Here is a 23,111-nt window from a genome sequence, read left to right on the forward strand (position 1 = left end):
ATCTCGTTGTCGAAGTGGCCGATGTTACCGACGATCGCGTTGTGCTTCATCTTGGACATGTGATCGGCTGTGATGATGTCCTTGTTGCCGGTTGTCGTGATGAAGATGTCCGCCGTCTCGACGACGTTCTCCATGGTGTTGACCTCGTAGCCTTCCATCAGTGCCTGAAGAGCGCAGATGGGATCAATCTCGGTGATCACTACGCGTGCACCTTGGCCGCGCATGGACTGGGCCGAGCCCTTGCCCACATCGCCGTAGCCGCAGATGACTGCGACCTTGCCCGAGAGCATGACGTCGGTGGCGCGCATGATGCCGTCCACGAGGGAGTGGCGGCAGCCGTACACGTTGTCGAACTTACTCTTGGTCACGGCGTCGTTGACGTTGATCGCGGGGAAGGGCAGTTGGCCCTGCTTGAACAGATCATAGAGGCGGTGAACGCCAGTTGTTGTCTCTTCTGAGACGCCCTTAATCGCATCGCGTGTTTTGGCAAACCAGCCAGGTGTTTCGGCCATGCGCTTCTTGATTTGCGCCTTGATCACTTCTTCTTCTTCAGACGTTGGAACCGCAAGCACATCCTCGCCCGCTTCCATACGTGCGCCGAGCAGCACATAAAGTGTCGCGTCGCCGCCATCATCAAGGATCATATTCGCGCCCTCGTGGAACATGAACGAGCGGTCAAGATAGTCCCAATGCTCCTCAAGTGACTGGCCCTTAATCGCAAACACAGGCACACCAGATTGTGCAATAGCGGCTGCCGCGTGGTCTTGTGTTGAGAAAATATTGCATGATGCCCAGCGGACATCCGCGCCAAGCTCGACCAGCGTTTCAATCAAAACAGCTGTTTGAATTGTCATATGAAGCGAACCAACAATACGCGCACCCTTGAGCGGCTTGTCTTCGCCATACTCCTTGCGCAGAGCCATAAGCCCCGGCATCTCAGTTTCTGCAATATTGAGCTCTTTGCGGCCGAAGTCCGCAAGCGCGATGTCTTTTACAATGTAGTCTTTGGACATAGGGATACCTGTATTAAGCCAATTTGGCTTGGCGGTATCACTTTATCCGAAATTGCGCAATCTTGCGCAGACCTCAGCTGGTCTGCCCTGACACTTTTGTGAGCGTGGATTGGCCTTGCCAGTCTGTTCCAGTGGCCAAAATACAGGACTGTCCTGTTGTGTCAGTGCTGATCACTGTAAATGTACCCGCCTCAGGCGACGCCCATACCTCGACAACAGCTGCTTCGCCATGAAGCCCGCCGCCTGCAAGGTTTTCGTGATAATCGCCTTTGAGACGCTCCACCATCACATCCCGTGTGGTGCAGCTGTCCGCATATGCCGGAAGCGACGTCAGGATCGCTGCACAGCCCAGAAAAAGCGCAAACATGCGCCGTGTGTAAATTCGCTCGATCATGCCAAGCTCCTCGATGCTACTCTCAATGTTAGGCCTATTGATTGGCCCTTTGGGTCAGTTTTTCCCGACCACATCCTTACAATACGAATTAAATGTGGCAAGAAAAGGGCGCAGTCATCCACAGGGGTCGAAAAATGGCAAAATCAGCACCAAAACAAGCCCGCGCCTGGCAGCGGATGCTCTCCGGCCGCAGGCTTGATCTGCTTGATCCCACTCCGATGGACATCGAGATCGAAGATATCGCTCACGGCCTCGCCTTTGTTGCGCGTTGGAATGGCCAGACTCAGGGTGATTTCGCCTATTCTGTCGCCGAACATTCCCTACTCGTCGAGGCGCTCTTTGCTCGGATCGTGCCCACCGCCGAGCCCAAGTGGAAGCTTGCAGCCCTCCTGCATGACGCTCCTGAATATGTGATCGGGGACATGATCTCCCCTGTAAAAAACGCTGTTGGCCCCGGCTATGAGGACCTTGACGAGCGCCTCACGGCTGCCATTCACATTCGCTTCGGCTTGCCTGCCAAAACACCACCCCTCATCAAAAAACAGATCAAAAAGGCCGACAGGCTATCCGCTTGGCTTGAGGCCACTCAGATCGCAGGCTTCTCAGTGGCAGAATCCGACAAGCTTTTCGGAAAGCCTGATCCTGCTCTGCTTGAAGGCCTCAGTATTTCTTTGCGCCCGCCCGTCGAGGTCCGCGAAGGTTTCACTGCGCGGCACAAAACGCTGCTTGCCGAGATCGGCTGATGCACATTCGCCCTGCCAGCGCTGTTGATGCCCGTAGTCTTTCCGAGCTGCTCAACGAGATCATTGCTTTGGGAGGTACAACCGCACTTAAGACGCTTACAAAAGCGGATATGATCACGTGGATCGTTTCTAATCCCGCCCAATATGCCTTTTTGATGGCCGAAGACGAACGCGGCGACGCCCTTGGCTTCCAAGCCATTGGTCCACGAAAGAGCTTGCCGCCCGAGGCCTGCGATATCGCAACATTCACGCGCTCTGGAAAGGCACAGCTGGGCATTGGCTCGGCCCTTTTCAGCACCACAGAAAAGAAAGCTAAAGCCCTCGGCTATCGCTGGATCAACGCAACCATCCTGAACCAAAACACAGGTGGGCAGGCTTATTACCAGTCTCGAGGATTTGAACCCTATCAGTACACATCAGAGCGTGTTTTTATGCGCTTTCTCCTGCACTGATCAGGTCTAGTTCGGCCTCTGTGAGCGGCCCCCAAGCAACGCCTCGCTTGATAAACCCGTGCCGCTTCAGGAGCCTGCCAATCATTTCAAAGTCAAGCGCACTGATTGCGCGCTTCTTGCCAAGGCTTACTTCTGCTCCTTCCGAAAGAGCGTTAATCGTGAGTGGCTTACCGCCCATAAACGCAGCCATGTGCCGCCTAAGAGAGCGGCTCGCCACGCGTTCGCGCCGCAGGATAACAGCTGCCTTCTGCTCCGGACGCGCCACCATCGCAAACAAATGAAGCGCCGACCCATCAAGCGCCACAACCCGCCGCGCCGCCTTGTAGCGGGAGATCTGCTCTTCCAGCCCGTATTCTTCTGGCCAGAAGACAGTATAGCCTGCCTCCTCCATCCGCGCATCCAGCAGCTCTTCGCCAAGAAAACCGCCCTTGTCCACGGGTTGAAGCGAGCGCGAGATAAACAAATCTCTCGGCCCCTCAGCTGCAACATCGCGGGCAAACTCTGCCGCGACATAGCGGCGGAACACGCGCGTGCCAGAAGCGATTTTTCCAAGACCAAAGCCCTGCCCCGGAACAACAAGCGCCTCGATATCCGTGACTGCGCTCACCACACGAACAGGAACATCTCCAATCAAAAGGCGCAGATAGTCCTTTGCAAAAGGGAGCAGCTCGGCCTGCCCCCGAGTTACAAAAACAATCCCCTCAATCTCGTCACGGTATTTTCGCACAGCCCAAAGCCAGGCAATGCTTTGCATCTGGAAATGTCCAAAATGGTGGTAAAGCACCCCGCCCCAAAGCCACTTGCCCGCGAGCTGCGCCTCGGCTTCTACTGGCAGGTTCGGGGCATAGGTGATCAGCTCATCGCGCCGCCATGTCGCGGCCATAGGCAAGAGCGCGCCCTCGCTGTCGAAAACACCTGTGTAAAGAATACGGCCATCAAGCTCTTGAGGCGGCACAACGCGCGCGCGCTCGTACTCTCGGACAGATTGGGACCAGCCGCCCTTGGGGTTCGGCGGATCTATCGCCTCAGCGCTCACCTATTTGGGGCTGCGCTTGGCCAGAATGCGTTGAAGCGTGCGGCGGTGCATATTCAGCCGCCGTGCAGTTTCGCTCACATTGCGGTCACACAACTCATACACTCGCTGGATATGCTCCCAGCGCACACGGTCCGCACTCATCGGATTTTCGGGCGGTGGCGGCAATTCTCCACCATTGGCCAAAAGCGCATTTGTAATATCTCGCGCATCTGCAGGCTTGCTCAGGTAATCGGTCGCGCCGATCTTTACAGCCGCAACTGCCGTGGCAATCGCACCATAGCCTGTCAGCACAACAACGCGGCTATCGGGGCGCTTCTCGCGGATCACTTCAACCACATCGAGGCCGTTTCCGTCCTCTAGGCGCAAATCACAAACTGCATAAGCAGGGGGGCGCGCAGTCGCGATCGCTTTTCCAGCAACAACAGACCCAGCGGTCTCGACTTCAAACCCACGTTTTTCCATGGCCTTGGCCAAACGGCGCAAAAACGGCTCGTCATCATCAACAAGCAATAGGGATTTGTCTTCCCCGATATCAAGAGGCTCTTCCGACACGTGGCAACACTCCCCCATTTGCGCTGAAACAAGTCTTAGCTTGCCCCTTGCCCGCCGTCAAACAAACCTACCGTCACTTTACAGCTTATCCACAAAGCACTGCACCCGATCAGCCATTTGCTCGGGGCTTTCATCGCGCTTAAAAAAGTCGATAAAGCCCTGCTCTGGTGTCACAAGGTAGGTGAAAGTCGAGTGGTCCACGAGATAAAACTCGTCGCCTTCTTCTGGATCTTGCTTCTTGAAATAGGTTCGATACGCCATGCTTGCCGCCTTTACCTGTTCAGCAGAGCCCGTCAGCCCGAGCATTTCAGGGTGCATTACATCCGTAAATTCGGCCAATGACTCAGGCGTGTCTCGCTCAGGATCAATCGAAATAAACGCCGTGCCCACGTCATATCCGCGCTCTTCTAAGAGCACCGCAACTTCGCCGTTGCGAGAGGTGTCGAGCGGGCAGACATCTGGACAGAACGTATAACCAAAATAAAGCAGCGTCGGCTTCGTAATAACGTCTTTATCCGTTACGGTCTTGCCTGTCTCGTCCACAAGCTCGAATGGCCCGCCAATTGCAGATGTACCGCCCGCGACAGCGCCAATGCGGCATTCCGCAAATTTGTCGCCCGAACCACCAGCAAAATATGTGTATCCAAAGGTTCCAATCAGGAGGGCTCCAGCGGCTGCGGCCGCTCCAATCGCCAAATTCCGTGACATAGGTCTTCCTTTCTTGCTGCATTCTTAGCATGCTCGCGTTTCTACTTTCTCATTTAGGCGGCCAAACACAACATGCAATCGGACAATACGCCTCAACCATCCCCCGCCTATCCACTGCCTGAGGGCTTGCGCCGCGGAAGCTATATTCGCTTGCGGACAATCATCTGGCTCAGATGGGCCGCCGTCTTTGGCCAACTCGCCGCGCTTTTTGTGGCAGAGCGCTATTATAACCTGCGCCTTGAAGTTAGCCTGTTTTATCTCGTGATCGGGGCCTCGGTGCTGGCAAACCTGATTGCAATGTTTGTGTTCCCTCAAAACCGCCGTCTTTCGGAGCCGGAAAACTTCTTTATGGTTCTGTTTGATTTGTTACAGCTCGGCGCGCTGCTTTTTCTTGCAGGCGGACTAAACAATCCGTTTTCCGTTCTGATTGTCGGGCCCGTCGCCGTCTCGGCCGCGGTGCTCTCTACGCGAAGCACAATCACCCTCGGGCTGATCACTGTCCTGATAGCCTCTGTCCTCAGCCAGTTCTATTACCCCCTGCGCACAGACCAAGGCTATATATTGGGGATTCCCGAGATATTCATATTCGGCACATGGGCCGCCGTTATCATCGCTGTAACCTTTCTGGGCGTCTACGTCCGTCGCATTGCGCTAGATGCCAATGCCATGTCGGAGGCCTTTCAAGCAGCACAGCTCGCCCTCTCCCGCGAACAAAAATTGACAGACCTTGGCGGAGTTGTCGCCGCCGCTGCGCATGAGCTTGGCACCCCTCTGGCCACAATCAAGCTCACTAGCTCCGAGTTGCTCGACGAGTTCCCCGAAGGCAGCGAGCTGCGCGAAGACATCCAACTGATCGTAGACCAAACCGATAGGTGTCGCGATATTCTGCGCTCAATGGGACGCGCTGGCAAAGACGACATCTACATGCGCCAAGCCCCCGTCACCACTGTGGTACAAGATGCGGCCAGTCCACACATCGGCCGCGGCCGCGACATTCACTTCCATGAAGAAAGCGCCGACGGAACGCCTCAACCCGAAATTTACCGCAAACCTGAAATTATCCATGGCCTGCGCAACCTCGTCCAGAATGCTGTCGACTTTTCTCGCACCAATGTCTGGGTCGAAACGATTTGGAGCGCCGATAGCATCACCGTCAGAATTCAGGACGACGGCGGCGGCTTCCCGCCTGGAATGATCGGACGCATCGGTGATCCTTTCATGCGGCGGCGCACTAATTCACAAGACCGCGCCCGCAAAACCGCCTACGAAGGCATGGGCCTTGGCCTCTTTATTGCCAAGACATTGTTGGAGCGGTCCGGCGCAGAACTCAACTTTGCCAACGGCCCAAGCCACAGCCAGCAAACAGACTCAGAGTCACACCGCTCGGGCGCACTTGTTATTGTACGCTGGAAAAATGACGATATCACAATTGACAAAAGCGAGGGCCGCACACCCCTCGGCGCCAATCGACCAATCGAGATTTAAATAAAGTTAACTATTATTTAAGAAAATTTACACCAAGATAAGGCACGTCTTGGGAATGTAACGATGTTGTTAGAAACTATAGATATACTTGTGGTCCTCATTGCAGGTTTGGTTACAGCTGCAGTTATCTTTTCAGCCGCTAATCTTGGAAATCTTTTTTTCAAACCAAAGGTTTCGCCACCCTCCCGCTATGCTGAGAGTCCTTGGATGCGCTTTTCTGGCCAGTCCTGTATCTCTGCCAGCCGCACTGCTCTCGAGATTGTAAAAGTCGAAGACGCACAATCAATCGCGTGGGAGCAAGCTCGCGATGCCCTAAAAATCCGCTTTGCCGATCTGCCCAAGATATTGCCAGATCCGTTTGATGAAACCGCCCAAGAGAGTTATGCCTCCAGGTTCCCAGATGACAGCGGCATGCTACACATCGATGGAGACGGATAAACCCTTACCATCACAATCACAGACGAGGCGCCGCTCAGCCCCGTCGATAAACACCGCGAGTTGTCGCACCGTGTCGAGCTCGAAATACGCGAAAACGCAATAGACAAACTCACGCATCCGATGTGGGCCATGTCAAAAGGCCAAGTCATCTGGTCCAACAAAGCCTTTCGCACACTCCAAAGAGCAAAAGCCAGCACAGGCAGTGAAATCAAAGAAGTCTTTCACTTTGATACGCTGCGCGCTCTGAGCGGTCAGAGCCAAAGAGTTTCCATCTCTGTTGGATCTTCTCAAAGCGAAGCGCATTGGTTTGATATCTCGAGCGTGGAAGTCTCCGAGGATGTGCTCTTGAATTGCGCCGTCAATGTTGACGGGCTGATCGCTGCCGAGACCGCCCAACGCAAATTTGTTCAGACGCTCGCCAAGACATTTGCCCAGCTTTCTACAGGCCTCGCCATTTTTGATCGTGATAGGCGTCTCGTCCTTTTCAATCCCGCGCTGATTGATCTGACATCACTTCCGCCTCACTTCCTCTCGGCCCAGCCCAATTTGCAGAGCTTCTTTGACCGCCTCCGCGACAACAGGATCATGCCTGAGCCTAAAGACTATTCCTCTTGGCGCCGCCAAATCGCCGATCTCGTGGTGAAGTCCTCTGACGGCCGCTATCAAGAGACATGGCGCTTGCCCAATGGCCTCACCTACCGCATCGTCGGGCGCCCCCATCCCGACGGCGCCATCGCGATCTTGATCGAGGACATCAGCGTAGAGGTCTCTCTGACCCAACGCTTCAAAGGGCAGCTCGAGCTGCGCAACATTGCCATGGAGGCAATGGAAGATGCCTGGTATGCTTTGAATCCAATGGGACAATTCTATTCTGGAGCAAGGCCTTTGCGCGCTTTCTCGGCCTCCCAGATACTGAGCAAGCTGCGAGCTACACGCTTGGAAACATCATTCAGCTCTGGAAAGACAAACTCGAGCCAGGTGCAATACGCGATACGCTTTCAGCCCGCATGCGTCACGGAAGCGAGCGACAAGGCAGCCTGACCCTTCTCAGTGGCGAAAAACTCGACTACGATCTGCGTGTCCACGAAGGCAATGCAACCATCGTCACCCTGCACACAGCTGCCCTCATGAAGCGTGATCTGCCGCCGACAATCGTAGCCGCAGAAGCAGGCTAAAAGCCCTTGCAGCGCCGTGCTCCAGAGGCCATCTTCGGCCTATGGCGCAATTTGAACATACCGTAGTTTTAGGCAGCGAAAGCGCCACCTCCCACTTTGCAGCGGCCCTTGGTGTGCGTCTTTCTGCGGGGGATACTGTTCTACTAGAAGGCGGCATTGGCGCAGGCAAAACCCACCTCGCCCGCGCATTGATCCTCTCGCGTCTGAGCGTGCACGAAGATGTACCATCACCGACATTTACCTTGGTGCAAACGTACGAGGCAGACAACGGCCTCGAGATTTGGCACGCCGATCTTTACCGCCTGACCGACCCGTCTGAACTTGAAGAGCTCGGGCTCACTGAAGCTTTTGAAGAGGCTATCTGCCTCATCGAGTGGCCTGACCGCCTTGGCAGCCTACGCCCCGCGACTTCGCTCACGCTCAGGCTTGACCTAACAACGCAGGAGGGCGAAAGAGTACTGCATATGTCCGGCCCCGAACGCTGGTCTTTCCTCAAAGAATTGAGCTTCACATGACTGAGCGCTACAATCTTTCTACAGATTTTCTTGCCGCTGCGGGCTGGAGCGATGCCGTCCGCGCCCCCCTTGCTGGCGATGCATCCAACCGTCGCTACGAGCGCTTACAGGCCGGCGACGGATCTCCCGCTGTCCTGATGGATGCTCCTCCCGAAAAAGGGGAAGACGTTCGTCCGTTCGTGGCCATCGCAGAATATCTTACAAGCCTCGGCCTCTCGGCCCCACACATCCTTGCCGCCGATCCAGAGCATGGCTTTCTACTCCTTGAAGACCTCGGAGACGATCTTTTCGCCCGCGTCGTGCTCAGTGCGCCAGCACTGGAAACAGAGCTCTACACCGCTGCGACAGATGTGCTCCTCGCCTTACACAGCCATACGCCGCCACAAGGCCTCGCACCCTATGATGCACCCGTAATGGCCGATATGGCCGCTCTCGCTTACCGCTGGTATGGCGCACAAGAGACGGGCAGCATGGCCGCGCAGTCGGAGGCATTTCACACCGCCTTTCAGGCCCTTCTAAATGCACATATCCCTGACCAAACGGTGCTGATCCAGCGCGACTATCACGCCGAAAATCTTCTCTGGCTCCCCACGCGCATTGGCCCTGCCCGCGTCGGCCTGCTTGATTTTCAAGACGCGATGCTGGGTCACCCCGCTTATGACCTCGTCTCACTGCTGCAAGATGCTCGACGCGATGTCCCGCCCGCAATCGAACAGAAAATGCTCGCCCACTACATCAACGAAAGCAGGCATGATGAAACAGAATTCCATGCCGCCTATGCCCTTCTCGGTGCACAGCGCAACCTGCGCATTATCGGCGTCTTTGCGCGGCTCTCGCTCTTGGCGGGCAAGCCTCATTACGTTGATTTCATCCCCCGTGTCTGGGACTATCTAATGCGTGATCTGGAGCACCCTTTGCTGTCAGACATACGCACACAACTTCTCGCCGATTTGCCCGCGCCTTCCGAAGCGCTCCTCACAGAATTGAAGGCCAAATGCGGAACACTCCAAACGCTCTGATGATCTTTGCCGCAGGTTTCGGCACTCGTATGGGCGCGCTCACAGCGCACCAGCCAAAACCGATGGTCAAAGTCGCTGGCAAACCACTGATCGATCATACTCTCGCGCTCGCCGCGCCACTGGGTCTCAAAACGGTGGTCAATCTGCACTACCTCCCGCATATCCTTGAGCAGCATCTCGCAGACAGCGGTGTCACAACACTCACAGAAGCCCCCGACATCTTGGAAACGGGCGGGGGCTTGCGAAATGCACAAACTCATCTTGGCAGTGGCCCCGCTTTCACGCTCAATTCTGATGCCCTCTGGCGCGGCCCCAATCCACTCAGCGCTTTGCAGGCCGCATGGGATTCAGACAAAATGGATGCGCTCCTCCTCTTGATACCGCGCGAAAATGCGCTCGGTCACAAAGGCATGGGCGACTTTATTCTAAGCAAAACAGGCCAGATCACACGCGGCGCAGGCCTTGTTTATTCGGGCGCACAGATCATCAAGCCAGAGTTGACAGAAGAGATCAACGAGCGCGCTTTTTCACTCAATCTTGTTTGGGACAAGCTCCTCGCCTCTGGGCGCCTTTATGGGCTGCCCTATTCTGGCCAGTGGTGCGATGTCGGCTCCCCTGAAGGTATCACACGGGCCGAAAGGATGCTCAATGACACCCCTGTTTAATGGTTCCAGGTTTCCCCAACTCTTTGGCACTCCTCTTGGCGCAGACTTTCCCCGTGCACTTGTTGATGCCCTACAAACTGCGTATGCCGGCAAACCGCCCGAGGCTTTGGCACGCGTACATCTTGTTCTTAACACCCGTCGCATGGCGCGCCGTGTGAGTGAGTTGTTTGACGAGGGCAACGCGCTCCTGCTGCCACGCATCTCGCTTATTTCTGACTTCGCCACCCTCGATCCACACTGCCCGCTGCCCGCGTCAGAACCAGCCTTGCAGACCAAACTGGCGCTCTCAGTCCTAATTCGCTCGCTGATCGAAGCAGAGACCAAAACAAAAGATCACACAGCCATCGCGCCCCGCGAAGCGGCCTTTGATCTGGCCGAAAGCCTCACCGCACTTATGAGCGAGATGCACGAAGAAGGCGTTGCGCCCGATGCCGTCGCGGCGCTGGATGTCACAGACCAATCAGGCCATTGGGAGCGCGCTCAAGACTTCCTCAAGATTGTGCAAACTTACGCCTTAAGCCGCGATGGGCTAACAACAGCGCAACGCAGCCGCAAGATCACAGAAGCGCTCGTTGCTCGTTGGTCCGAAAGGCCGCCAAAGGACCCAATCATCATTGCTGGCTCCACAGGCTCACGTGGGCTCACATCCGCCCTCATGCGCGCGGTTTCAAAGCTGCCACAAGGTGCTGTCGTTCTTCCGGGCTTTGACTTTGCTTTCGCCGCAGAAGCTTGGCCGCGCCTCCCCGATGGGGCCATGTCTGAAGATCATCCACAATACCGTTTTCAAGCGCTTCTCGCGGCCCTTGAGCTTGCGCCGAAAGACGTAAAGCAATGGCCCGCAGGTACGGCACCATCAGAGGCACGCAACAGACTTCTCTCCCTGGCCCTACGCCCCGCACCTGTCACAGATCAGTGGATCGAAAACCGCTCCGAAGCCGCGCTGATCGCTGAAGAAGCGACAAGCGGGATCACGCTCCTTGAGGCCAACTCCCAGCGGGACGAAGCTCTCGCCATCGCACTGCGCCTACGCCAAGCTGCAGAAGACGGCCAACAAGCCGCCCTAATCACCCCTGATCGCGGCCTTTCACGCCAAGTCACGGCGGCACTCGCCCGTTGGGGCATCACGCCTGATGACAGCGCTGGTGAGCCGTTGCATCTCTCCCCCGTCGGTCGCTTCCTGCGTCATGTGCAAGAGGTGCTCAGCCCCCGCGCACTTACGGCAGAAGCCCTCATCACACTTCTCAAGCATCCGCTCTGCAATGCCCTCGAAGAGCGCGGCACACACCTGCGATACACGCGCGAGCTTGAGCTTTATATTCGCCGCAAGGGCGTGCCCCAGCCCGACATAGAGACGCTTCTGGCCTTCGCCACCGCCCATAAAGACGAAGCCGCACGCCTCTGGGCCACTTGGGTGTCCGAAGCGTTTTTTGGCCTCAGCATCGTGGGCGAGAAGCCTTTGGAGATGCTCATCAAAACACATTTGGAAACGGCGGAAGCTCTCGCGCGCGGACCCTCAATAGCAGAAACACCGCTCTGGAAAAAAGACGACGGCGCAGAAGCGCAAAAGCTTTTCAACAGCTTGCTCGCCTGCGCCTCTGCCGGCGGTGAGATGACGCACTATGACTATGTCAATCTGATTGAGTCCTCTCTCTCCTCTGGCGAAGTCCGCCGCAGCGAAACGACACATTCTGGCGTACTCATCTGGGGCACGCTTGAGGCCCGTGTGCAGGGCGTCGATCTCCTTATTCTTGCTGGGCTCAACGAAGGCAGCTGGCCAGAAGCTCCCGCGCCCGACCCTTGGCTCAATCGCGCCATGCGCGCCAAGCTTGGCCTGCTTCTGCCCGAGCGCCGAATTGGCCTCTCCGCCCATGACTTTCAGCAAGCAATTGCTGCAAAAGAGGTCTGGCTCACTCGGGCCCATAAATCGGATGATGCCGAAACAGTTCCCTCTCGCTGGGTCATTCGCCTGACCAATTTGCTAACAGGGCTTTCTCAAGAACGAGGCACAAAAGCCCTTGGCGAAATGCAGGCGCGCGCCAAACCTTGGCTCACACGCGCCAAGCAAATTGATGCTCCTTTGGCCCTGGTCCCACAAGCCCAGCGCCCTGCGCCAGTGCCCCCTCTCACAAATCGGCCGCGCACACTCTCAATCACCAAAATTCAAACGCTCATCCGCGATCCATATGCAATTTACGCACGCCATATCCTCAAGCTCAATCCGCTCAATCCCTTGCAAAAAATGCCCGACGCACTCCTGCGCGGCACAATTCTGCACACAGTCATGGAAGACTTCATCAAGACGGCCAGCGTCGACCCTTCGCAACGCAATCGTGCCACTCTCAGCGCACTGGCCCGAGATATCCTTGAACGTAGCGTCCCTTGGCCCGCAGCACGCCTTATCTGGCGTGCCCGCTTTGAAAAAGTCATAGATAGCCTTCTCAAGGAAGAGGCCGAGCGCGCAAAAAACGGACAATTCCTCAAGGTCGAGGCCGAAGGGCAGCTCGAATTGAAAGACATCGGCTTCTCCCTCAAGGGCAAGGCCGACAGGTTTGACCTTCTCAATGACCAAACACTCGCGATCTATGATTACAAGACGGGCAAGCCCTCTGGCCCTGAAGTCCGCAAGAGTTTTGACAAGCAGCTCCCGCTGACTGCGGCAATGGCGGCGGAGGGCGCCTTCAAGGATATTCCAGCCACAGCCATTGGCAGGATTGGTTACATCGGCCTGGGTTCGGATTGCGGCGAGTTCCTTCTAAAGCCCGAGGAATACGACACAGCAAATATTCTCGCCGAATTCAGAAAGCTTATCCTAGCGTTCCTATCTCCAGACAAAGGCTACCCCTCTCGCCGCGCAGTTCAGAAAGAAAGCTTCGCAGGTGACTATGATCACCTCGCCCGCTTCGGCGAATGGAGCAGCACTGACGACCCTGTAAAAGAGGTGCTGACATGAGCGCTCGCCCGAATGACGCAACCATCGCCCAGATTGATGCTGCGCGGCCGGACGCCTCTACATGGCTTTCCGCTAACGCAGGCTCTGGCAAAACCCGCGTGCTCACAGACCGCGTCGCACGACTTCTGCTTGAGGATGTCGACCCGCAAAATATCCTCTGCCTGACCTATACCAAGGCCGCCGCCTCCGAGATGCAAAACCGCCTGCTCAAGCGCCTAGGCACATGGGCGATGAAGTCTGACCCAGAGCTAGAAAAAGAGCTTGCCGAGCTTGGCGGAGCAGTTGCTGCTGATCCCAGCTATTACAAAAATGCCCGCCGCCTCTTCGCCAAAGCGATCGAAACACCGGGCGGCCTGCGCATCCAGACGATCCACTCCTTTTGCGCCTCACTGCTCCGTCGCTTTCCGCTTGAAGCGGGCGTCACCCCCCAGTTTACCGAACTAGATGATCGCTCATCCGCCCAGCTGCGCGAGCAAGTCGCCGATGACCTTGCCACCTCATCTGAGGGCAAGCTTCTACTCGATATGATCGCCCACCTCGGTGGCAATGAATTTGAAAAATTCACGGCAAGTATCGTCTCTAATAAAGAAAAATTCGCCAGAGAGCTAACGCACGCTGACGTTTGCAAAACCTTCAACATCCCCGCTGACCTCACCCAAGACAAGCTTCTGTCCAAAGTCTTCCTCGGCGGAGAGGTGGAGTTGATCGCGCAGATTTTACCTTTCCTCGCAGCAAGCGAAAAAGTGAGTGACAACCGCGCGCACGACAAGCTCGCAACCGTCAAAGGCCCAAGCCTTGGCGCGCTTCTGACGTTCGAGTCAGCCTTCCTCACAAGCAGCGGCAAAAACCCGTTCTCCGCAAAGCTTACGAGCTACGCCACCAATGACACCCGCAAGCTTTATTCGCACCTCACCCCCCAAATCGAAGCGCTGATCCTGCGTGTCGAGGCCGCACGCCCGCGCCGTGTTGCCCTCGCCGCCGCTCAAAGCACTCTTGCGCTTCACGCCTTCGCTCGGGCCTTTCTTGCGCGCTATGACGCAACAAAACAATCACGTGGCTGGCTCGATTTTGATGATCTCATTCTCAAAACAAAAGCACTTCTAACCAATCCACAGGTCGCCGAATGGGTGCTCTATCGCCTCGATGGCGGGATTGATCATATCCTTGTTGATGAGGCGCAAGATACATCTCCAGAGCAATGGGCAGTGATCGAAGAGCTCGCTCGCGAGATCACATCGGGCCAAGGCGCACAGGCCGAAAAGCCTCGCACCATCTTTGTCGTTGGTGACAAAAAGCAATCGATCTATTCGTTCCAAGGCGCTGACGCGGCCGAGTTTGGGCGCATGCAAAACCTCTTCCAGGACAAGCTTTCGCTCCACGATAAGCCACTGCATAGCCGCAACCTCGCGTATTCCTTCCGTTCCGCCTCAGCCATTCTGAACACGGTCGATGCCGTTTTTGAGGAGCAAGACAACGCAGCTTTTGAAGCAGACGCACGCCATATCGCTTTTCATGAAACAATGCCGGGTCGCGTCGATATCTGGCCAATCGTTGAAAAAAGCGACAAGGCAGAAGATCCGCTTTGGTATGATCCGCTTGATATCCTGACCCCGGATGATCCTGTCTCAGTGCTCGCTGCCAAAATCGCGAGCAGCATCAAGCAAATGATAGACAGCAATGCGCTGATCCCGACAAAGCATACAGACGGCATATGGCAAGCCCGCCCCATACACGAAGGCGATGTGCTTATTTTGCTCCAGCGTCGCTCTGAGCTCTTCCACGAAATCATTCGTGCCTGCAAATTGGCAGGGCTTGAAGTCGCGGGGGCTGACAGGTTGCGCATCGGTGAGCAAATCGCCGTCAAAGACATCACCGCCTTACTCAAGTTTCTTGCAACCCAAGAAGACGACCTTTCACTTGCCGCTGTTCTGCGCTCGCCACTCTTTGGCTGGTCCGAACAGGAGCTCTTTACGCTGGCTGCAAATCGCAAAGGCTATCTCTGGGAAGCGCTCCGCAGTGAAACAGTGACACATTCCGCAACTCTCGAAATACTCAACGACCTTCGTCGCGTCACCGATTTTTTGCGCCCCTATGATCTCATTGAGCGCATTCTGACGCGCCACAAAGGCCGCCAGAACATCCTCGCACGGCTTGGATACGAAGCCGAAGACGCACTCGACGCCTTTCTCACGCAAGCTCTGAATTACGAACGCGCTTCTGTCCCCTCCCTGACAGGTTTTCTCAGCTGGCTCGAGAGCGACGACCCCGAGATCAAGCGACAGACCGAAGCTGCTGGCAAGCGCATCCGCGTGATGACAGTCCACGGCTCAAAAGGGCTGGAAGCGCCCATCGTCATTATGCCCGACACCGCCGATCGAAAAAATGAATTCAGAGGTCAAATCGTCGGTGTCGAAGGCACAGCACTCTATAAACAAAGCAAAGACGACTCGCCCGCCATTCTTCAGGACGCCGTGGATCAGCAGATCGCCGCGCAACAGGCAGAAAGAGAACGGCTGCTATACGTCTCAATGACTCGAGCCGAAAAATGGCTGATCATCGCCGCCGCTGGCGAAGCCAAAAGTGGTGGCAACAGCTGGTATGAATCAGTCTCTAATGCAGCCGAAAAGCTTCCATTTGAGCCAGTGAGTCATGATGGCCAGATTATCCAGCGCCTAGAGTCAGGCGACTGGACTGCGCTTAAAGACCACTCCCAGTCTGACCTGCCCCAAGGCGCTCAAATACCCCTTGAACCTGAGTTCATGAAGGCCGCACCCGACGGACCGTCACGTCCTCAAACATTTTCTGCCTCAAAGCTCCCCGGCCCCAAAGCCCTTGCTGGCCCCGATGGCCTTGATGAGACTACGGCAATGCGCTTTGGGACAAAGGTTCATTTGCTGTTAGAGCATCTGCCAAGCGTCGCGCCAGCCGAGCGCTTCACATTGGCCCAAGGCCTGCTGTCTGGTTATGATGAAAAAGAAGAAAATACAGCAGTTTGCGCAGAAGTAGAGACTGTTTTGTTAAACAAAGCTCTCGCGCCCCTCTTCGCAGAAGATGCACTCTCTGAAGTCGCCTTGAGCGCACCCAGCGCCACTTTGGGCAAGCGCTTGCATGGCATTATTGACAAAATCGTCCTCTCCGGGGACCGTGTTCTCGCTGTTGACTTCAAGACAAATGCGACCGTCCCAGAAACGCCGCAAGACACGCCTCTCGGTATCCTGCGCCAGATGGGCGCCTACAGCGAAGCCCTTGCCCTCATATACCCCAACCGCAAGATTGAAACGGCCATTCTCTGGACCAAAACGGCCAGTTTGATGACTCTTCCTCAGGATATTGTGATGAAGGCCTATCAGGACACTACATATCTTGACGATCTGCCACCCACTACCTAGGTTCTGATCAAGCGAACCCAATCCCATTAGGAGAGAACCAATGGCCACTGTTGCTGTCACCGACGACACATTCGACGCCGAAGTCAAAAATTCAGATATCCCCGTTGTGGTGGATTTCTGGGCCGAATGGTGCGGCCCCTGCAAACAGATCGGCCCGTCACTGGAAGAGCTCTCCGCTGAAATGGAAGGCAAAGTCAAAATCGTGAAAGTCGACGTTGACTCAAATCCAAACTCAGCCGCAGCGATGGGCGTACGCGGCATTCCTGCGCTTTTCGTTTTCAAAGGCGGCGAGCCTGTGGCCAACCTCTCAGGCGCACGCCCGAAAGCACAGCTCCAAAGCTGGATCGAAGACGCGATCTAAACAGCGAGTCAGATTTCTAAAGAGAGCCCCGCCCTGGAGCGGGGTTTTTTATGCAATCCACCCAGCGGTCCGAAAGCGCAAGGCAATCTGAGCCTCCGCCTCATCCCAGCCTGCATTGATCGACATTTCTTGCCAGAACCACCAAAGATATCGCTCAAAATCGGGCCGCATTTCGGCCACCCGTCCAAGCGCCTCTTCGACGCCCAAGTCATGCACATTCGCCGCGATATGGTGAAAATCAATTTTACCAAACAGCGCAGCAGGCTTGCCGAAAAAATACCCGAAAAACGCCGCGCCCGAGTTCTGGCTAACAACATAGTCGCAGGCAGGCAAATATCGCTCCATCTGCCCCATCACAACAGTCACACGCTCGAACCTGTGCTCAAACTGCTCGAGCGCATCAATGTCGCTGACCGAATAGAGCTCCTTCGGGTGCATCCCGATTACAACAGGCCGCTCGCTGTCCGCGTCCAAAACCGCCTCGATCATCTCAAGAGGCGAGGCCGCCTGAAAAGAGCGCCGCTCCGAGATCCGCCCCTGCAGCGGCACATAAACATACCCCTCACGGCTGGAAGCAGCTTCGCCAAACATCCGCTTGCGCCAGTTGCTTGTGAACTGAGCGGCCTTGAAGCTATTCACGGTTTCAGGGTCAAACACCGCGCGCACCACATCCCATTTCCAGCGCTTGTCACTCGCCTCAATCGCCCAAAACGGATAGGCATAAACGCGGCGCATAACGAGCGTATCTGCAGTCATTGGCTCCCACATATGCACCAACGCATGCCCCGAAAAGGGCTCGTTCCGCCGCGCCTCATCGGCAAAAGAAACATCAAGCCCGCCCCTACGGAGCACGCGCTCTACTTTGCCCAAAAAGTGATGCTGCCCAGCCTCGGCGCTGGCTTTCATCTCAGGCTCAAGAAAGATCGTCACACATTTGCTCATGCCAAAGTGCTAGCCCCGCAATCATCTCCAAACAAGCCAAACCTTGTGCTCATGCCTCCAAGCCGCCATATATTCTGACAAGTTGAAGGAGGCACCAATGGCGCAATCAGATTTTCCCGGTTGGCACGGAACAACAATCGTCGCCGTCAAAAAAGATGGAGAAGTCGTCATCGCTGGCGACGGTCAGGTGAGCCTCGGCCAAACCGTCATCAAAGGAACTGCCCGCAAGGTTCGCCGCATTTCCCCGGGCGGGCACGATGTCCTCGTCGGCTTCGCAGGCAGCACTGCTGACGCCTTTACGCTTCTGGAGCGCCTCGAAGCCAAGCTCGAAGCCACTCCAGGCCAACTTGTCCGCGCCTGCGTCGAGCTCGCCAAAGACTGGCGCACCGACAAATACCTGCAAAAGCTTGAGGCCATGCTTCTCGTTTCTGATGGCCGCGAGCTCTTTGTCATCACAGGCGCTGGTGATGTGCTTGAGCCAGAGCACAATGTCGCCGCGATCGGCTCGGGCGGAAACTTCGCTCTCGCCGCCGCCCGCGCCCAGATGGATACCAAGAAATCCGCAGAAGAAGTCGCCCGCACAGCCATGGCCATCGCGTCCGATATCTGTGTTTACACAAACGGAAACCTGACCGTAGAAACCATCAAAGGCTAATACCTTCTTCTTTTCCTAAATATCCTGGGGTGAATTGGCCGAAGGCCAAGAGGGGCAAAGCCCCTGCCCCGGGCGGCGCCAAAGGCGGCGCAAACCCTTCTAAAAGCGAGACCCAAAATGACAGACCTAACCCCCCGTGAAATCGTCTCCGAGCTGGACCGCTTCATCATTGGTCAGGCCGATGCCAAGCGCGCAGTCGCCGTGGCGCTGCGCTCTCGCTGGCGGCGCAAGCAACTGTCTGATGATCTGCGCGATGAGGTTTATCCGAAGAATATCCTGATGATCGGCCCGACAGGTGTCGGCAAAACCGAGATTTCCCGCCGCCTCGCCAAGCTGGCCCGCGCACCCTTCATAAAGGTCGAGGCGACAAAGTTTACGGAGGTCGGCTATGTGGGCCGCGATGTCGAGCAGATCATCCGCGATCTTGTTGATACCGCTATTCTCCAAACCCGCGAACAGATGCGCGAAGACGTTAAGGCGCGCGCACATTCCGCCGCGCAAGAGCGCGTGATCACGGCCATCGCCGGCGAAGATGCCCGCGAAGGTACGCGTGAAATGTTCCGTAAAAAGCTCCAATCAGGTGAGCTGGACGATACAATCATGGAGCTTGATATCGCCGATACCTCAAACCCGATGGGCGGTATGTTCGACATCCCTGGCCAGCCTGGCAGTCAGCCCGGCATGATGAACCTCGGCGAGATATTCGGCAAGGCCATGGGCGGACGCACGACCCGCAAAAAGCTTACAGTCGCAGAAAGCTATGGCGTCCTCATTTCAGAGGAAGCTGACAAACTGCTTGATGACGAACAGGTCACAAAAGCCGCGCTTGAAAGCGTCGAGCAAAACGGAATTGTCTTTCTCGACGAGATCGACAAAGTCGCAACCCGTCAGGATTCCCGTGGCGGCGATGTTTCCCGCGAGGGCGTCCAGCGTGACCTGCTTCCGCTGATCGAAGGCACAACCGTAAGCACCAAACACGGCGCCATCAAAACAGATCATATCCTGTTCATTGCATCAGGTGCCTTCCATATCGCAAAGCCCTCTGATCTCTTGCCGGAGCTTCAAGGCCGTCTTCCCATTCGCGTGGAACTGCGCGCACTGACCGAGGATGATTTCGTGCGCATTCTCACAGAAACAGACAATGCCCTCACGCTGCAATACTCTGCTCTCATGGCAACAGAAGAAGTCACTGTGACTTTCACAGAAGACGGGATCAAAGCCCTCGCCAAGATCGCCGCCGAGGTAAACGCCACGGTCGAAAATATCGGGGCGCGCCGCCTCTACACCGTGCTCGAGCGGGTCTTTGAAGAGCTCAGTTTCTCAGCGCCCGACCGCGCGGGCGACGCTGTCACAGTCGATGCTTCATTCGTAGATAAACACCTTGGCGAGCTGCTGAAATCATCTGATTTGTCAGGCTATGTCCTGTAGCGTGCGTATTTATTGCATAATACCAAGCTAGATTGTAATTCTACCGCATAAATCGTATTTTTGTGCTGAACTTTGCGCATTTACCGCATTCCACATGAGCTATCTTCCCTGCCAGCGCACAGGAGAAGTAGCACATGCAGGTCGAAACCTACGCCTATCAGAACATCGCACAGTCTCTCAAAGACCACGGCGTCGAGACAATCTTCGGCCTTATGGGCGACGCCAATCTCTTCATGGTCGACAGCTTTGTCCGCGACTGTTCTGGCCGTTTTGTACCCGCTGCACACGAGGGCAGCTCTGTGCTTATGGCCCTCGCCTATACCCATGTTGCAGGCAAGGTCGGTGTCGCCACCGTGACACACGGTCCAGCCCTGACAAACTGCATGACAGCCCTCACAGAAGGTGCCCGCGGTCATATCCCCATGGTGCTCCTTGCTGGCGACACCCCCGTTGCCAACCCCCGTCACCTCCAGAGCATTGATCAGCGCGAGGTCGTCAAAGCGACAGGCGCAGGCTTTGAGCAAATGCGCGCGCCCGAGACAGTCGCGATGGATGTCGCCCGCGCCTTCTACCGTGCCCAAGTGGAGCGACGACCCATCGTGCTCAATATGCCCGCCGATTTCATGTGGCTAGAGGCGGCTCATACGGCCAGCGTTCTAGATGTCTTCACTGCGCCGGGCGGTGTTGCCGAAGGCGAGATCCTCGACAACGCCATCGGCATGATCGCATCCGCGCGCCGCCCGCTTATCCTCGCTGGTGCGGGCGCGGTAAAAGCCCGTAAAGAGATCATAAAACTGGCTGACCGCCTTGAAGCCCCCCTCGCCACCACGCTCAAAGCCAAGGGCCTTTTCAAAGATCACCCTTACAACATCGATATCTTCGGCACGCTCTCAACACCTGCCGCCTACGAGCTGATTGCCCAGTCCGATTGCATCATTTGCTTCGGCGCGTCCCTGCATGACTTCACGACAGATCAGGGAAAGCTCATGAAAGACAAGCGCATCGTTCAGATTGACGTCACGCCCACAGCCATAGGCGGCGGCCTGCACCCCGACGCCGCCCTCGTGGCCGACGCTGGCCTCACCGCAGAGACAATTCTCTACTGGCTGAACGAAGCCGAAATACCCGCGAGTGGCTTCACCCGAGATCTTGATGTCGCGAAGCTCACAGAGCACCCGATCGGCCCGAACAAGACAGCCGAGGGCTGCGTCAACTATATCCACGCGCTTGAACGTCTCGAAGAAGTGCTTCCCAAAGACCGCCTCCTCGTCACAGACGGCGGCCGCTTCATGACGGAGGTCTGGGTCCGCCTCTCTGTCCAGGGCCCCCAAAGCTTCGTCGCAACAACAAACTTCGGATCCATCGGCATCGGCCTTCAAGAAGCCATCGGAGCAGGCGTGGCAGCACCCGAGAAACCTGTTGTTATGTTTACAGGCGATGGCGGCTTCATGATGGGTGGCATTAACGAGTTCAACACAGCCGTCCGTCTCGGCCTCGACCTCATCGTGATCGTGGCCAATGACTCCGCCTATGGCGCCGAACATATCCAGTTCATTGACCGCAAAATGGATCCCTCCCTGACAGAGTTCCACTGGCCGAGCTTCGCCGAAATCGGAGCCTCGCTCGGGGGCCAAGGCTACACCGTGCGCAACAACGCAGAACTAGAAGAAGCCCTCGCAGCGATCCCAAACCGCACAGGCCCGATGATGATCGAGCTGAAGCTCGACCCCCACGACGTCCCACGCATGAGGATCTAAAGCGCCTCGCCTTAAACTTGCATCGCCAATACCCTGCGAGGCTGCGCATTCTCGGGACATTGGCGATACATATGTTTCAGATTAAAGGCGAGACGCTTTAGATAATTTCGTCCTCATCAAACAGCGCTGCCTCTTCAAGCTGCGTGGTAATATCGTCCATCGCTGCTTCGGCAACATCTGTTGATTTCACCGCTGCGATATGAAAGAGCGCGTCGCCCTCGTGCACCACAGGCATGACAGCGCGGCCCACAATGATCCCGCTGTACTTGGTGGCAACTTCGATTTCCCTCTCGCCAAACGGGTCCGCGATCGCAGCGACAATATCACCCTCCTGCACCACATCCCCTTCGGCCTTAAACGTTCTCAAAAGCCCACCCGCTGGCGCGCGCATCCAGTGGCTGTCAGAGCACACAAGCGAACGCGCTTTTGGCTTGGCGATCCCCGCAGTCGGCAAAAGCCCTACCTCGCTCAAAACGCGCATGATCCCGGCAAGCCCCGCCCGCACGGACATCTCGTCAAAGCGCATCCCCTCGCCCGCCTCGTATAGCAGAACGTCAACACCCTTTTTCTTCGCCTCCTGCCTGAGGCTTCCCTCACGCAACGCGCTGGTCAGAATAACAGGCGCACCAAAAACTTGCGCCAATCGCATGGTCTCACGGTTGCTCGCGGAAACGCGCACTTGCGGCAGGTTCACACGGTGTATGGCAGCCGAGTGCAAGTCGATCCCGAGCGAGGAGCGCTCGACAATCTCGCTCATGAAAATATCCGCAAGCCGCGAGGCAAGCGAGCCATGTGGCGAGCCGGGAAAACAGCGGTTGAGGTCGCGCCTGTCGGGCAAATACCGCGAGTGGTTGAGAAAGCCGAAGGTGTTCACAATAGGCACAACAAGCAGCGTCCCGCTCAGCTTCTTGAGGTTCTTCGCGCGCAAGAGCCGACGGACAATCTCAACCCCGATCACCTCGTCGCCATGAATCCCAGCGCTAACAAAAACAGTCGGCCCGTCCTTCTTCCCATGCACCACATGCGCCGACAGCGTCACAGGCGTGTGGTCTGAAAGCGTGCTGACAGGAATATTCACCGTCCGCCGCTCCCCTGCCAAAACGACTTCCCCCGCAATCTCAAAACCCTGCCGCTTGGTCATAATCTGCCCCTCAAAACCTTCACAAACGGTGTCGCAGGTTTTGAAGTGAAGTCAATTTGGTTTGAAGTCTTGGAGGAGTGCAATCTCTGCACGCAAAATCGCTTTCACGGCGGCATGGCCATTCATTTAGAACACAATGGCCAACATGAAGGGCGGGTGGCGGACCTTCGCTGCCGTTCGCTAAGCCGTGCATCTCCGGACCGTGAGATGGTGATCTGACGGAATTTCGGGCCACTTTATGCCAGCCAAACACGTCCTCGCCCAAAGGTGCGCGCCTGCGGCTGCCAAATCGC

The 23,111-nt window shown here is 56.3% G+C and carries 22 protein-coding genes; 15 read left to right on the forward strand and 7 right to left on the reverse strand.

Going from position 1 to position 23,111, the window contains the following annotated elements:
- Positions 1 to 1,013: adenosylhomocysteinase (locus tag P8O11_RS08550; protein WP_300293685.1), on the reverse strand; the 1,013-nt coding region annotated here is incomplete at its 3' end.
- Between the two features lie 73 nt (positions 1,014 to 1,086).
- Positions 1,087 to 1,407 carry a hypothetical protein gene (locus tag P8O11_RS08555; RefSeq protein ID WP_300293687.1) on the reverse strand — a complete coding sequence of 107 codons (321 nt, stop codon included), beginning with the start codon at positions 1,405 to 1,407 and terminating at the stop codon, positions 1,087 to 1,089.
- A gap of 134 nt (positions 1,408 to 1,541) precedes the next feature.
- On the opposite strand from P8O11_RS08555, the gene P8O11_RS08560 reads away from it, so the two are divergent.
- Both P8O11_RS08560 and P8O11_RS08565 read left to right on the forward strand, forming a co-directional pair.
- Positions 1,542 to 2,150 (forward strand): HD family hydrolase, encoded by a 609-nt coding sequence (locus tag P8O11_RS08560; RefSeq protein WP_300293688.1) that lies wholly within the window; start codon positions 1,542 to 1,544, stop codon positions 2,148 to 2,150.
- Positions 2,150 to 2,602, forward strand: a complete 453-nt coding sequence (locus tag P8O11_RS08565; protein ID WP_300293689.1) for a GNAT family N-acetyltransferase — start codon at positions 2,150 to 2,152, stop codon at positions 2,600 to 2,602. The genes P8O11_RS08560 and P8O11_RS08565 overlap by 1 nt, the downstream gene beginning before the upstream one ends.
- On the opposite strand, the gene P8O11_RS08570 is transcribed toward P8O11_RS08565, so the two are convergent.
- From P8O11_RS08570 to P8O11_RS08580, 3 genes are all read right to left on the reverse strand, one after another.
- On the reverse strand, positions 2,580 to 3,638 hold the full coding sequence (locus tag P8O11_RS08570; RefSeq protein WP_300293690.1) for a glycosyltransferase 61 family protein: 1,059 nt from the start codon (positions 3,636 to 3,638) through the stop codon (positions 2,580 to 2,582). The two genes, P8O11_RS08565 and P8O11_RS08570, sit on opposite strands and share 23 nt — an antisense overlap.
- Positions 3,639 to 4,190 carry an ActR/PrrA/RegA family redox response regulator transcription factor gene (locus P8O11_RS08575; protein ID WP_089893422.1) on the reverse strand — a complete coding sequence of 184 codons (552 nt, stop codon included), beginning with the start codon at positions 4,188 to 4,190 and terminating at the stop codon, positions 3,639 to 3,641.
- A 78-nt stretch (positions 4,191 to 4,268) separates the two neighbouring features.
- Positions 4,269 to 4,898 (reverse strand): SCO family protein, encoded by a 630-nt coding sequence (locus tag P8O11_RS08580; protein WP_300293691.1) that lies wholly within the window; start codon positions 4,896 to 4,898, stop codon positions 4,269 to 4,271.
- Positions 4,899 to 4,970: 72 nt separating this feature from the next.
- On the opposite strand from P8O11_RS08580, the gene regB reads away from it, so the two are divergent.
- From regB to trxA, 10 genes are all read left to right on the forward strand, one after another.
- Positions 4,971 to 6,383 carry a sensor histidine kinase RegB gene (regB, locus tag P8O11_RS08585; RefSeq protein WP_300293692.1) on the forward strand — a complete coding sequence of 471 codons (1,413 nt, stop codon included), beginning with the start codon at positions 4,971 to 4,973 and terminating at the stop codon, positions 6,381 to 6,383.
- 207 nt (positions 6,384 to 6,590) lie between these two features.
- On the forward strand, positions 6,591 to 6,821 hold the full coding sequence (locus P8O11_RS08590) for a hypothetical protein (RefSeq protein ID WP_300293694.1): 231 nt from the start codon (positions 6,591 to 6,593) through the stop codon (positions 6,819 to 6,821).
- Positions 6,822 to 6,881: 60 nt separating this feature from the next.
- A complete protein-coding gene (locus P8O11_RS08595; RefSeq protein ID WP_300293695.1) occupies positions 6,882 to 7,862 on the forward strand; it encodes a PAS-domain containing protein in 981 nt (326 codons plus the stop codon).
- A complete protein-coding gene (locus tag P8O11_RS08600; protein ID WP_300293696.1) occupies positions 7,829 to 7,996 on the forward strand; it encodes a hypothetical protein in 168 nt (55 codons plus the stop codon). The genes P8O11_RS08595 and P8O11_RS08600 overlap by 34 nt, the downstream gene beginning before the upstream one ends.
- A gap of 41 nt (positions 7,997 to 8,037) precedes the next feature.
- On the forward strand, positions 8,038 to 8,511 hold the full coding sequence (gene tsaE / locus P8O11_RS08605) for a tRNA (adenosine(37)-N6)-threonylcarbamoyltransferase complex ATPase subunit type 1 TsaE (protein ID WP_300293697.1): 474 nt from the start codon (positions 8,038 to 8,040) through the stop codon (positions 8,509 to 8,511).
- The gene (locus P8O11_RS08610) at positions 8,508 to 9,530 is read left to right on the forward strand and encodes a phosphotransferase (RefSeq protein ID WP_300293698.1); all 1,023 of its coding nucleotides are present in this window, start codon (positions 8,508 to 8,510) and stop codon (positions 9,528 to 9,530) included. Before tsaE ends, P8O11_RS08610 begins: the two co-directional genes overlap by 4 nt.
- Positions 9,506 to 10,195, forward strand: a complete 690-nt coding sequence (locus tag P8O11_RS08615; RefSeq protein WP_300293699.1) for a nucleotidyltransferase family protein — start codon at positions 9,506 to 9,508, stop codon at positions 10,193 to 10,195. The genes P8O11_RS08610 and P8O11_RS08615 overlap by 25 nt, the downstream gene beginning before the upstream one ends.
- Positions 10,179 to 13,145: a double-strand break repair protein AddB gene (gene addB / locus P8O11_RS08620; RefSeq protein ID WP_300293700.1), complete on the forward strand. Its 2,967-nt coding sequence runs from the start codon at positions 10,179 to 10,181 to the stop codon at positions 13,143 to 13,145. The genes P8O11_RS08615 and addB overlap by 17 nt, the downstream gene beginning before the upstream one ends.
- Positions 13,142 to 16,534: a double-strand break repair helicase AddA gene (gene addA / locus P8O11_RS08625; RefSeq protein WP_300293701.1), complete on the forward strand. Its 3,393-nt coding sequence runs from the start codon at positions 13,142 to 13,144 to the stop codon at positions 16,532 to 16,534. Before addB ends, addA begins: the two co-directional genes overlap by 4 nt.
- Positions 16,535 to 16,574: 40 nt before the next feature.
- The gene (gene trxA, locus P8O11_RS08630) at positions 16,575 to 16,895 is read left to right on the forward strand and encodes a thioredoxin (RefSeq protein WP_089893447.1); all 321 of its coding nucleotides are present in this window, start codon (positions 16,575 to 16,577) and stop codon (positions 16,893 to 16,895) included.
- Between the two features lie 48 nt (positions 16,896 to 16,943).
- Here trxA and P8O11_RS08635 read toward each other — a convergent pair whose 3' ends face one another.
- Positions 16,944 to 17,837 (reverse strand): hypothetical protein, encoded by an 894-nt coding sequence (locus tag P8O11_RS08635; protein ID WP_300293702.1) that lies wholly within the window; start codon positions 17,835 to 17,837, stop codon positions 16,944 to 16,946.
- Positions 17,838 to 17,934: 97 nt separating this feature from the next.
- Here P8O11_RS08635 and hslV point away from each other — a divergent pair, with 97 nt between their 5' ends.
- From hslV to P8O11_RS08650, 3 genes are all read left to right on the forward strand, one after another.
- Positions 17,935 to 18,492, forward strand: coding sequence for an ATP-dependent protease subunit HslV (hslV, locus tag P8O11_RS08640; protein WP_273515465.1), 558 nt, complete (start codon positions 17,935 to 17,937; stop codon positions 18,490 to 18,492).
- 117 nt (positions 18,493 to 18,609) lie between these two features.
- The gene (gene hslU / locus P8O11_RS08645) at positions 18,610 to 19,920 is read left to right on the forward strand and encodes an ATP-dependent protease ATPase subunit HslU (protein WP_300293705.1); all 1,311 of its coding nucleotides are present in this window, start codon (positions 18,610 to 18,612) and stop codon (positions 19,918 to 19,920) included.
- A 134-nt stretch (positions 19,921 to 20,054) separates the two neighbouring features.
- The gene (locus P8O11_RS08650) at positions 20,055 to 21,677 is read left to right on the forward strand and encodes a thiamine pyrophosphate-binding protein (RefSeq protein WP_300293706.1); all 1,623 of its coding nucleotides are present in this window, start codon (positions 20,055 to 20,057) and stop codon (positions 21,675 to 21,677) included.
- A 97-nt stretch (positions 21,678 to 21,774) separates the two neighbouring features.
- On the opposite strand, the gene P8O11_RS08655 is transcribed toward P8O11_RS08650, so the two are convergent.
- The gene (locus tag P8O11_RS08655) at positions 21,775 to 22,818 is read right to left on the reverse strand and encodes a succinylglutamate desuccinylase/aspartoacylase family protein (RefSeq protein WP_089893464.1); all 1,044 of its coding nucleotides are present in this window, start codon (positions 22,816 to 22,818) and stop codon (positions 21,775 to 21,777) included.
- Positions 22,819 to 23,111: the final 293 nt, after the last annotated feature.

The organism is Lentibacter sp., assembly GCF_029254145.1.
Taxonomy (GTDB): domain Bacteria; phylum Pseudomonadota; class Alphaproteobacteria; order Rhodobacterales; family Rhodobacteraceae; genus Lentibacter.

Excerpts from the sequence above, each read along its gene's own strand:
- trxA (WP_089893447.1), top strand. The coding sequence starts at position 16,575 with ATGGCCACTGTTGCTGTCACCGACGACACATTCGACGCCGAAGTCAAA.
- hslU (WP_300293705.1), top strand. The coding sequence starts at position 18,610 with ATGACAGACCTAACCCCCCGTGAAATCGTCTCCGAGCTGGACCGCTTC.
- P8O11_RS08600 (WP_300293696.1), top strand. The coding sequence starts at position 7,829 with ATGCGTCACGGAAGCGAGCGACAAGGCAGCCTGACCCTTCTCAGTGGC.
- addB (WP_300293700.1), top strand. The coding sequence starts at position 10,179 with ATGACACCCCTGTTTAATGGTTCCAGGTTTCCCCAACTCTTTGGCACT.
- P8O11_RS08580 (WP_300293691.1), bottom strand. The coding sequence starts at position 4,898 with ATGTCACGGAATTTGGCGATTGGAGCGGCCGCAGCCGCTGGAGCCCTC.
- tsaE (WP_300293697.1), top strand. The coding sequence starts at position 8,038 with ATGGCGCAATTTGAACATACCGTAGTTTTAGGCAGCGAAAGCGCCACC.
- P8O11_RS08560 (WP_300293688.1), top strand. The coding sequence starts at position 1,542 with ATGGCAAAATCAGCACCAAAACAAGCCCGCGCCTGGCAGCGGATGCTC.
- P8O11_RS08590 (WP_300293694.1), top strand. The coding sequence starts at position 6,591 with ATGCGCTTTTCTGGCCAGTCCTGTATCTCTGCCAGCCGCACTGCTCTC.
- regB (WP_300293692.1), top strand. The coding sequence starts at position 4,971 with ATGCAATCGGACAATACGCCTCAACCATCCCCCGCCTATCCACTGCCT.
- P8O11_RS08565 (WP_300293689.1), top strand. The coding sequence starts at position 2,150 with ATGCACATTCGCCCTGCCAGCGCTGTTGATGCCCGTAGTCTTTCCGAG.
- P8O11_RS08650 (WP_300293706.1), top strand. The coding sequence starts at position 20,055 with ATGCAGGTCGAAACCTACGCCTATCAGAACATCGCACAGTCTCTCAAA.
- P8O11_RS08655 (WP_089893464.1), bottom strand. The coding sequence starts at position 22,818 with ATGACCAAGCGGCAGGGTTTTGAGATTGCGGGGGAAGTCGTTTTGGCA.
- P8O11_RS08610 (WP_300293698.1), top strand. The coding sequence starts at position 8,508 with ATGACTGAGCGCTACAATCTTTCTACAGATTTTCTTGCCGCTGCGGGC.
- addA (WP_300293701.1), top strand. The coding sequence starts at position 13,142 with ATGAGCGCTCGCCCGAATGACGCAACCATCGCCCAGATTGATGCTGCG.
- P8O11_RS08635 (WP_300293702.1), bottom strand. The coding sequence starts at position 17,837 with ATGAGCAAATGTGTGACGATCTTTCTTGAGCCTGAGATGAAAGCCAGC.
- P8O11_RS08615 (WP_300293699.1), top strand. The coding sequence starts at position 9,506 with ATGCGGAACACTCCAAACGCTCTGATGATCTTTGCCGCAGGTTTCGGC.
- hslV (WP_273515465.1), top strand. The coding sequence starts at position 17,935 with ATGGCGCAATCAGATTTTCCCGGTTGGCACGGAACAACAATCGTCGCC.
- P8O11_RS08555 (WP_300293687.1), bottom strand. The coding sequence starts at position 1,407 with ATGATCGAGCGAATTTACACACGGCGCATGTTTGCGCTTTTTCTGGGC.